Below are 11,299 nucleotides of genomic sequence, written 5' to 3'. Positions count from 1 at the left end.
CTCTCAAGAAATCAGTTTTTCCAGATCATCGAGGGATAGACGTTTGAGGGCCTCCAGGGATTTAGCCAATTCATCCTGAACGGGCGACATTTCGACGCGCAGGGCCTCGATCCGCGCACAGAACGCCTTGAGGGTATCGGTTTCAAACAAGTCCTTGAGCGGCACCTTGTCACCCAGACGTTCCTTGATCCGGGTCACCACCAGCGTGGCCAGCAACGAGTGCCCGCCAAGCTGGAAGAAGTTGTCCGCCAGTCCGACGCGCTCGACCTCCAGCACCTCCTGCCAGACCGTCGCCACTTCCCACTGCAGATCGGTCTGTGGCGCCTGATACTGCTGCTGCGTCGGACTGTCGCCGAGGGTCATCAGCACCTTGCGATCCAGCTTGCCGTTAGGCGTCAGCGGGATGGCTTCAATCAGGTGCAAGTGCCCCGGCACCATGTGCGCCGGCAGGCGCGCGGCCAGAGCACTGCGCAAGCGTTCCGCCATCGCGACCTGATCGGTCACCGGCTGCACCGGCACGACGTAGGCGTGCAGATGTTTACCGGCCGCACCGTCCTGAGCGAGCACCACCGCTTCAGCAATGTCCGCCTGCTCCAGCAGCCGCGCCTCGATCTCGCTGAGTTCGATACGGAACCCGCGAATCTTCACCTGATGGTCGGCGCGGCCAATGTATTCGATGTTGCCGTCACTGCCCTGGCGCACCAGGTCGCCGGTGCGGTACAGCCGTTCGCCGTTGCTGGCGTAAGGGTTCGGCACAAAGCGTTCGGCGGTCAGCGCGGCCTTCATCAGGTAGCCACGGGTCACGCCGGCACCGCCCAGGTACAGCTCGGCCGGCACGCCTTCAGGCAGCACCTGCAACTGACTGTCGAGCAGGTACGCGACGGTGTTTTCCAGCGGCCGGCCGATATTCGCCTGCCCTTGCGGCGTACGCAGGGTGAAGGTCGAATACGTGGTGTCTTCCGACGGCCCGTACAGGTCGTACACCTGCTGCACCGAGGTGCTCGCGTACAAGGTATCCACCAGACTTTGCTTGAGCGGTTCACCGGCCAGGTTGATGGTCTTGACCGAGCGCGGAATCTGCCCGGCACGTTGCAGCGCGGCAATCGCCGACGGCACCGTGTTGATCAAGGTGACCTGCTCGCGGCCCGGCAGATCGGCCAGTGCCAGTGCGTTGTCCGCCAGTACCAGACAACCGCCGCAGGCCAGCGTGACGAAGATTTCCCAGACCGACAGGTCGAAGCAGATCGACGTTGATGCCAGCACACCGCGCAGTTGTTCTGCGCGATACACACCCGCCGACCACTGAATCAGCGCCGACAGGTTGCCGTGGGTAATCGCCACGCCTTTCGGCTTGCCGGTGGAACCCGAGGTGTAGATGACATACGCCAGATTCTGCGCCGTCACTTCCGCCACCGGGGCGGTAGACGGGAATTCGCAGAGCGCGTCCTCTTCCACCAGCACTACCTGCGCACTCAACGCTTCGGGCAGCATCGCCTGCGCCGCGGGTTCGGTGAGCAGCACGGCGGCGTGGCTGTCGTCGAGCATGTGCAGCAAACGTTCCTGCGGGTAGTCCGGATCCAGCGGCACATAAGCGCCACCGGCCTTGAGGATCGCCAGCAGGCCCACGAGCATGTCCGGGGTGCGACGCATGCACACGCCCACGCGCACTTCCGGCCCGACACCCAAGGTTTGCAGTTTGTGCGCCAGACGATTGGCCCGGGTATCGAGGTTCTGGTAATCGATCGATTGCTCGGCGAACACCACGGCCTGCGCCTGTGGTTGCCGTTGCAGTTGCGCGGCGATGTGTTCCAGCACCGTGCGAGTGTCCGTCGCGGTGACGTCAGCCTTGCCCCAATTGATCGCCTCTTCGCGCTGCGGCGCTGCGAGCAATTGCAACCCGCCCAGTGGCTGAGCGGCATCGGCGAGGAACTGCGTCAGCAGGCTTTCCAGCTGCGCGCTCAAGGCAACGACCGTGGTCGCGGCGAAACTGGCCTGATCGTAACTGATGCCCAGACTCAGCTCGCGACCGGTGACCGCCACCAGCGTCAGTGGGTAGTTGGTCTGTTCCTGGCGGCGAATCGCGGAGAACGTCAGACCGGTGGCCGGGCCTTGTTGCAGGGCTTCGGCCATCGGGTAGTTTTCGAACACCAGAATGCTGTCGAACAACGCCCCGGCACCGGTTCCCGCCCAACGCTGAATGTCGTAGAGCGGCGTATGTTCGTGCTCGCGCAGCGCCAGATTGAGGCCCTGCACCTGTTGCAACCACTGACTGACGACGATTTCCGCGGACGGCGCCGCCACCACCGGCAGGGTATTGATGAACAGACCGATCTGCTGCTCGACACCCGGCAGGTCGGTGGGACGTCCGGCAACGGTGGCACCGAACGCCACGTTGTCCTGACCGGTGTAACGCTGCAACAGCACCAGCCACGCCGCCTGCACCAGCGTATTGAGAGTGACTTTCTGCTCGCGGGCGAACCGGTTCAGATCGGCAGTCAACGCCTCGCTGAACACATGCTCGTGGTCGGCGTAACCGACCGCCGCCAGCGGCGCGCCCGACACGACCCCGGCCAGTCGCGTCGGCTCTTGCAGGTCGGCCAGCGTCGCCGTCCAGAACGCGCGGCTGGCCTGCTGATCACGCTGGCCGAGCCACTCGATGTAGTCGCGATAGCGCCCCTGAGGCGCGGCCGGGGCCAGACCGGCGTAGCGCTGCAACACTTCGCCGAACAACTGCGAGGTACTCCAGCCATCCATCAGGATGTGATGACAGGTGTAGATCAGGTGATGCGTCGCTTCGTCGGTGCGCACCAGCGCTACCCGCAACAAAGGCGCGGCGGTCAGGTCGAACCCGCTGGCGAGATCGTCGCTGGCCAGTTGTTCCAGCGCTTCGCCAAGGTCAGCCCGGCCACGCCAATCCTCGAACTGCCATGGCATCTGTACGTTGTGCCGAACCACTTGCACCGCCGCCGCGGCATCCTGCGGCCAGACGAATGCGCTGCGCAGAATCTCGTGGGCCTCAACGGTGTGCTGCCAGGCCTGACGGAAGCGCTCGGCGTCCAGTTGTTGCACATCGACACGCAACTGGTTGGTGTACGCCGGGCTGTCCGGATCGTTGACGCTATGGAACAGGATGCCTTGCTGCATCGGCGATAACGGGTACAGATCGACGATGTCACGGGCCGGGATTGGCAGTGCCGACAGCTGTGCCTGGGTCAAGGTCGCCAGACTGAAGTCCGACGGCGTGACGCCTGCTTCACCGCTGTCGCAGCAGTGCTCGATCAGACGCTCCAGCTCACGCCGATAGGCTTCGGCCAGCGCCGCAATGGTTTCTGCGCGGTACATGCCCGTGCCGAAGGTCCAGGTCAGCTCCAGCTCACCGCCGTACACCTGACCATCGACGCTCAGCCAGTTACCCAACGGTGCAGCGGCGTCCTGATTGGCGCCGGTGCTTTCGCCACTTGGCACGAACAGCGTGCCCTCGTCAGCGCTGAATGCACCGTCGAACTGGCCCAGATAGTTGAACGTCACGCGCGGTTGCGGCAATTCCTGCAGCTCGGCGCGCCGGCTCAGATATCGCAGCACGCTATAACCGATGCCTTTGCCCGGCACCGCACGCAATTGTTCCTTGATCGCACACAGGGAGGCGCCCGGATTCACATCCGGGGTCAGGCGTACCGGGAACAGGCTGCTGAACCAGCCGACCGTGCGACTCAGATCGACCTCGTCGAACAGATCTTCGCGCCCGTGCCCTTCGAGCTGAATCAATACCGAAGGCTGTGCGCTCCAGTCGCACAGCACCCGCGCCAGTGCGGTCAGCAGCAGGTCGTTGATTTGCGTGCGATACGCCGCGGGAGCGACTTTGAGCAGCTTGTGGGTCAGCGCTTGACTCAGGCGCGAACTGGCCCGGGCCGCCTCGGCACGGGTCTGACTGTCCTGCGGGAAATCTCGCGGCAGTTGTGCGTCGCCCGCCTCCAGCGTTGCGCGCCAGTAGTCGCTCTCGGCAGCCAGCGCCTCGCTTTGCGCATACCGTTGCAGATGTTCGGCCCAGCTGTGCAGCGAAGTGCTTTTACCCGCCAGGACCAGCGGAGTGCCGGCGGCGAGCGCGGTGTAAGCGTGCTGCAGATCCTCCAACAGAATGCGCCAGGACACCCCGTCGACCACCAGGTGATGAATGACCAGCAACAGCCGTTGCTCAGCGTGTGGCAGGTTCACCAGCACCGCACGCAGCAAGCGTCCCTGTCGCAGATCGAGGCTGCGCTGGGCTTCATCAGCGAGTGCCGGCAAAGCCTCCAGACTGTCCAGCTCGCGCAGCCACAACAACTCTGGATCACGCTGGGTCTGCGCCAGTGCCTGCCACGTATCGCCCGAGCACTGGAAATTCAGCGCAAGTGCATCGTGTTGTTCGACCAGTGCCGCCAATGCAGTACGCAGGTGATCGGCGTCAAGCGTGGTGGTCGGCTGCAACATCACCGACTGGTTCCAGTGTTGGCGCTGGGCAATATCAGTTTCGAAGAAGCGTGCCTGAATCGGCAACAACGGCAGCGGCCCACGATTCGGCTGCGCCGTGGCCGCCACCGGTTTGGCTTCGATCAGCCTGGCCACTGCAGCCAATTGGCCAATGGTCTGTTTTTCGAACAGTTGCTTGGGGCTCAGCTTGATCCCCTGGCGCTTGGCCCGGGCGATGATCTGCAGGCTGAGGATAGAATCACCGCCCAGCTCGAAGAAGTTGTCGCTGGTGCCCACGCGCTCAAGCTTGAGCACTTCGGCCCAGATTGCCGCCAGCTTCTCCTCGACCTCCCCCACCGGCGCAACGAAATGCTGCGTGACCACACCCGGTACCGGCAAGGCACGCTTGTCGAGTTTGCCGTTGGCCGTCAGCGGTAGCTGCTCCAGCAGCACGACCTGCGCCGGCACCATGTAATCCGGCAGGCACGCCTGCAACTGCTCACGCAGAGCGTGTGCCTGCAAAGTCGCACCGGCCACCGGCACACACCACGCTACCAGTTGCAGGCGCGCCGGATCGTCATCCAGGGCCAGGGCGAGCACCGCCGCCTCACTGACACCGTCGAGCCCCAGCAGCACCCGCGCGACTTCCGCAGGTTCGACGCGATAACCACGCACCTTGACCTGATCGTCGGCGCGACCAATGAACTCCACCGCTTGCTGACGATTGCGCCGCACCCGGTCACCGCTGCGATAAACCCGCGCACCCGGGGCGCCGAACGGATCAGGCAGGAAGCGCTCGGCAGTCAGACCCGGTTGCCCGAGATACCCCAGTGCCACGCTGTCACCTGCGATGTACAGCTCGCCGGCCACCTGATCGTCGACATTGTTCAGCACATCGTCGACGATGTAGACCTGCGCACCGCTCAGCGCGGTGCCGACCGGAACGCTGCGCGCGTCGGCCGCCAGCTCACTGACCTCGTGCGTCAGTACACCGACCGTGGTTTCGCTCGGCCCGTAGTGGTTGATGATGCGGCACTCCGGCTTGAGCTGACGCACGCGTTCCACCAGTGCCGGCGAGCAGGCTTCGCCGCCGACGATCAGCGCCTGCGCCGGCAGCACATCGGCGGCGCGGCCTGCCTGCAACAACGCCGCCAGGTGCCCCGGGACGATTTTCAGCATGCCCACTTGATGCGTAGCCATGTACTCGGCAAATCGATCCGGGTCAAAACCCAGTTCTTCCGGCAGTACGTGCAACAGGCGACCGGAACACAGCGCGCCGAACAACACAGTGAAGCCCAGATCCGCCGCAATGGTCGACACCAGCGCCATGCTGGAGTCCGGCGTCGGCGCCAGGCGCTCCAGTACCCCGCGCACGTAACTGCCCAGCGCTCCATGACTGACCAGCACGCCTTTGGGTTGCCCGGTGGAACCGGAGGTGTGAATCACATACGCCGGGGACTGCGCAAACAGTGCCGCCACCGGGCTGACGTCCGCCTCCTGCTGCCACTGGTACGGGGCATAAGCGAGCCCCTGACAACCGTCGACAGCCAGCACGGACACCCGCGTATCCCCTTGTGCGCACAACAGCAGGCGCGCGCCGGCATTGCCGAGCATCTGCTGCAACCGCGCGTTCGGCGCCTTCACGTCCAGCGGCATGTACACCGCTGCGGCCTTGAAGATCGCCAGCACACAGGTCAGCCAGTCCAGCGAACGCCCCATCAGCACCGCTACCGGTTGGCCGGGGCTGACGCCCTGCGCCAGCAGGTGATGGGCCAGACGATTGGCGGCCTGGTCCAGCGCCTGAAAACTCAGGGTCTGATTCAGGTCGCGCGCAGCCAGTGCTTCGGGCTGTCGCGCCACTTGCCGATCCCACTGCTGCAACACTGACAACGCCGGTTCGCCCGGTGCTGCGAGCACCACCGGAGCCAGCGTGGCAACGCTGTGCAACGGCGCTTGCGGTGCCTTCAGCAATTCGTCGAACAAACCCAGCAACGCCGGCACGAAAGCCTCGACGGTCTCCGCGCGATAGAGGTCGCTGGCATAGGTCATCTGGCCGTGGATCAGCGTGCCGTCGTCGGTGATGTCCAGTGCCAGATCAAAGTGAGTGCCGTCCTTGTCCAGCGGATACTCCGCGACGCTCAGCCCCGGCAGGTTCATCGAGCGCTGTTTCTGCATACCGACGTTCTGGTTGAACTTGGCCTGGAACAGCGGGTTGTGGCCCAGGGTTCGTTCCGCCACCAATTCGTCCACCAGTTGCTCGAATGGCAGTTCCTGATGGGCCTGTGCGCCGAACGCCGCCTCGCGCACCCGCGCCAGCAAGTCTTCGAAACTGCCACGCTCATCGACCTCGCAACGCAACACCTGGGTGTTGACGAAGAAACCGATCAACCCTTCGACTTCGGCACGGCCACGATTGGCATTCGGCACGCCGACGCGAATGTCGCGCTGCCCGGCCTGACGCGAGAGGAACAGCGAGAAACCCGCCAGCACCAGCATGAACAGACTGATGCCCTTGCTGCGGGCAAACGCATTGAGTTGCAGGGACAACCGGGCACCGAAATCAAAGCTCAGGGTCTGGCCTGCGAAGCTTTGCGTCAGGGGCCGGGCGAAGTCCGGCGCCACTTCCAGCAGCGGATGTTCCTCACCGAGTTGCTGGCGCCAGTAATCGAGTTGACGCTCGCCCTCGCCGGCTTCCAGCCAGCGCCGCTGCCAGATCGCATAGTCGGCGTATTGCAACGGCAGCGCCGGCAACTGCGGCTCGCGCTGAAGACTGAAGGCCTGATAACACTGGACGAATTCCTTGACCATCACGTCCATCGACCAACCGTCGGAGACGATGTGGTGCATGCTCACCACCAGCACGAATTCCTCTTCGGTCAGAGCAAACAGGCTGGCCCGCAGCAGCGGACCGTGGCGCAAATCGAACGGCCGCGCGGTGACTGTCTGCACCTGTTGCGCCAAGGCCGGCTCACGCTGCGAAGCCGCAAGGCCGGTCAGGTCAATGCGTTCCAGAGCGATCGGCTGCTGCTCGAGAATCACCTGCTGCGGTTGATCGCCATCAGTGTGGAACACGGTGCGCAGCACTTCATGGCGCGCGACCAGATGATCGAAAGAGCGTTGCAGCGCCGATTCGTCCAGGCTTCCTTTCAGGCGCAGGCCGGCCGCCATGTTGTACGCGGCGCTCTGCGGTTCGAGTTGCCAGAGAAACAGCAGGCGTTGCTGAGCGAACGACAACGGTATCGGCGTGACCTCGTGACGACAGACCGGCAGCGGCAACAGGCTGAAGTCCTTGCCGTCCTCGCGCAGTCTGGCCAGAAACTGTCGACGCTGCTCCAGCGGCAAGCCGACGAATCTTTTAGCGATACGCTCCGCCATGGTGCCGCTCATACTTCTTCTCCTTCCAAAGCATTCATGAACTGATCCATGTCGGACCAGTCGTCATCCGTTGCACTGTCCGCCTGTTGCGCCAGCACTGCCGCCAGATCGGCCAGCAACGGTTTCTCGAACAGACTGCGCAATGGCAAGACCACGCCCAATTGAGTTTTGATGCGCGCGATCACCTGCGCGGCCAGCAGCGAATGGCCGCCCAACTCAAAGAAATGATCATCCAGACCGATCCGCGACACATGCAGGACCTCAGCCCAGATTTGCGCCAGACACAGTTCGGTGTCGGTTTGCGGCGCGCGATAGTCGCCTTGCAACTGGCTCGCATCCGGCGCCGGCAAGGCCTTGCGGTCGAGCTTGCCGCTCGGTGTCAGCGGCAGGTTCGGCAACAACAACAAATGCCCCGGCACCATGTAGTCCGGCAGATGGGCTTGCAGCGCGGTGCGGATTTGCTGGCGGAACGCCGACTGGGTGGCGGCGCTTTCCAGCACGGCGTGCTCGCCGACCACATACGCCACCAGTTGCTGGCCGCCGCTGAGCGGCACCGCCAGAACTACCGCCTCGCGAATGCCCGGGCACTGTTGCAGGCGCGACTCGATTTCGCCCAGTTCGATGCGGAAACCGCGGATCTTCACTTGATGGTCGACCCGGCCGACATACTCCAGCGCGCCATCGGCGCCCAGTCGGGCACGGTCGCCGGTGCGGTACAGACGCTGCCCTTCGGCGAACGGGTCGGCGATAAAGCGCTCGGCACTGAGCATCGGCTGACGGTGATAACCACGGGCCAGGCCCGGGCCACCGATGTACAACTCGCCCACCGCACCTTGCGGCAGCAGGTTCAAATCATCGTCCAGCACGTACAGACGTCGGGCATCGAGACCCTTGCCGATCGGGATGCCGCGCCAGGACACGGCGTCTGCCGTCAGTGCACTGCAATCATGAATCGTCGAAACCACCGTGGCTTCGGTCGGCCCATAGGTATTGAGCAACCGCACATGCCCCAGCCCGGCCTGTTGCCACAGACGTAAACCGTCCACCGCCATGGCCTCGCCACCGACGTGGATCTGTCGCAGCGCGCCAAAACCGGCCGGCGGTTGTGCCGCGTATTCCTGCACCAGCCAATACCAGTACGCGGCCGGCAGGTCAGCCAAGGTGATGCCGTGATCGACAATCACCTGACGCAACGTTGCGCTGTCCCACAATGGCGCATCACGCAGCACCACAGCGGCGCCATGGCACAGCGGCGGGAAGAACTGCTCGACAAAACCGTCGAAGCTGCTGGTGGCGAACTGCAGGATCCGGTCACCTTCGCGCAGGTCGCTGTAATCGATGGCGCGCTCGATGAATTCACTCAGTGCGCCGTGACTGACCGCCACGCCTTTCGGCCGCCCGGTGGAACCGGAGGTGTAGATCACGTAGGCAAGATTCTGCGGCGCGACCGTTAACGCCAGGTTGTCGGCCGGAGTTTCGCCGGACAATTGCTCCAGACACAGGCACTCGACAGCCTCCAGCGCCGGCAGGCTGGCAAGGCTGGCGCTGTCGGTCAGCAGCAGTTTCAAGCCACTGTCATCCAGCACATGGCGCAATCGCTCAGCCGGAGTTTGCGGGTCCAGTGGCACATAGGCCCCGCCCGCCTTGAGCACGGCCAGCAACGCCACCGCCAGCTCCAGCGAGCGCCCCAACGCGACACCGACCAGCACGTCCGGGCCGACGCCGCGCGCGCGCAGCTGATGCGCCAGGCGATTGCTGCGCGCATTGAGTTCGGCATAGGTCAGTGACGGTGACGGCGCGGTGGCGAGGATCACGGCCGCTGCCTGCGGCGTGCGTGCCACTTGCGCCTCGAACAGGTTTTGCACGCTGGTGAAACGCGGCGCCGCAGCAGTGGTCTGAATCAGCTGCGCGCGTTCGTCATCTGCCAGCAGCGCGACTTCGCCGATGACCTGCTGCGGGTCGCGGCAGACGGATTCAAGAATGTTGCGCCAATGCCCGGCCATCGCGGCGATGGTCGCGGCATCAAAAATATCGGTGGCGTAGGTGAAGGCGGCGAACAGCTGCTCGCCTTCTTCGCGGGTATCGAGCATCAAATCGCTGGTGGCCGCATGTTGCCGAGCGCTGCCGGCCAGTTGCTCTTGTGTCAGATAACCCACCTGCAGACCCGATTCCAACTGCACATGCTGCAAGTCGGTCACCAGCGGCTGATGGTTGAACATCACCTGAAACAGCGGATTGTGGCTTTGGCTACGCGCCGGTTGCAGGGCCTCGATCAAGGCGTCGAACGGCAGCTCTTGATGAACCTGCGCGCCGAGTGCGGCCTCGCGCAAACGCTGCAACAGCTCGGCGAATCGGGTTTGCGCGGTGACTTCGCTGCGCAAGATCTGGGTGTTGACGAAGAAGCCGATCAGCCCTTCCGTTTCGCTGCGGGTGCGGTTGGCAATCAGGCCGCCGACGCGAATGTCGGTCTGCCCGCTGTAGCGATGCAACAACGTCTTGAACGCTGCCAGCAGCACCACGAACAGGGTCACGCCCTGACGCTGGGCAAGGCTTTTCAGCTCCTGACGCAGCGCCGCATCAATGACCGTTTCCAGACGCGCGCCCTGGTGACTCGACTGCGCCGGATAAGCGCGGTCGGTCGGCAACTCCAGGACCGGATGCTCGTCGCCCAATTGTGCGCGCCAGTAGTCCAGTTGCCGTTCGCGCTCACCCGCCTCCAGCCAGCTGCGCTGCCACAGCGCGTAATCGCGGTAATGCACGGTCAGCGCCGGCAACGATGGTTCGCGCCCCGCCACCAGCGCATCGTAGGTACGCATGAACTCGTCGATGAGAATATTCATCGACCAGCCATCGGCAATGATGTGGTGCAAGGTCAGCAGGAGCACGTGTTCCTGCTCGGCCAGACGCAACAGGCGCAGACTCAGCAGCGGGCCGTTTTGCAGATCGAACGCCTGCGTGGCTTCAGCCATCATGTGCTGTTGCGCGAGCGGCCAGCGCTGCTGTTCGGGCACGGCGCTCAAATCGGTGAGGGGCAGTTGCAGCGCCTGCGGCTCGGCCACGCGCTGGAAGGCACGCTCGCCGACCTGACCGAAGGTGGTGCGCAGACATTCGTGCCGCGCGACCAGCAGGCTGAACGCCTGCTCCAGCGCTTGCACCTGCAACGCGCCGTTCAGGCGCACGGCCATCGGCAGGTTGTAGGCAGCACTTTGCGGATCCAGTTGCCAGAGAAACCACATCCGTTGCTGGGCGTAGGACAGGCCGTCACGCTCGGCGATCCCGTCACAGGCGGTCATGGGAAGCTGCGCAAAATCGATGCCTTCGCGGGCCATGCCGGCGAGAAACAAACGGCGTTTGTCCTGTGGCAGTTCGATAAAGCGGCGGGCGAGTTTCTGTGCGTCTGCGGCATTCATGCATTGGGTCCTTGCTGATCGGCGGCGTGACCAGGAGGCCCGGTCGTATCAACAAGAACGAATGACAA

At 64.0% G+C, this 11,299-nt stretch carries 2 protein-coding genes; both read right to left on the bottom strand.

Going from position 1 to position 11,299, the window contains the following annotated elements:
- Positions 1-3 precede the first annotated feature (3 nt).
- Positions 4-7,833, bottom strand: coding sequence for a non-ribosomal peptide synthetase (locus LOY52_RS09615; RefSeq protein ID WP_258679231.1), 7,830 nt, complete (start codon positions 7,831-7,833; stop codon positions 4-6).
- Positions 7,830-11,231: an amino acid adenylation domain-containing protein gene (locus LOY52_RS09610; RefSeq protein ID WP_258679229.1), complete on the bottom strand. Its 3,402-nt coding sequence runs from the start codon at positions 11,229-11,231 to the stop codon at positions 7,830-7,832. Before LOY52_RS09610 ends, LOY52_RS09615 begins: the two co-directional genes overlap by 4 nt.
- Between the last annotated feature and the right edge of the window lie 68 nt (positions 11,232-11,299).

The sequence above is a fragment of the Pseudomonas sp. B21-051 genome, assembly GCF_024748795.1.
In the GTDB taxonomy this organism is placed as follows: Bacteria; Pseudomonadota; Gammaproteobacteria; order Pseudomonadales; family Pseudomonadaceae; genus Aquipseudomonas; species Aquipseudomonas putida_A.
This window is presented reverse-complemented; position numbering and strand designations above follow the sequence as displayed.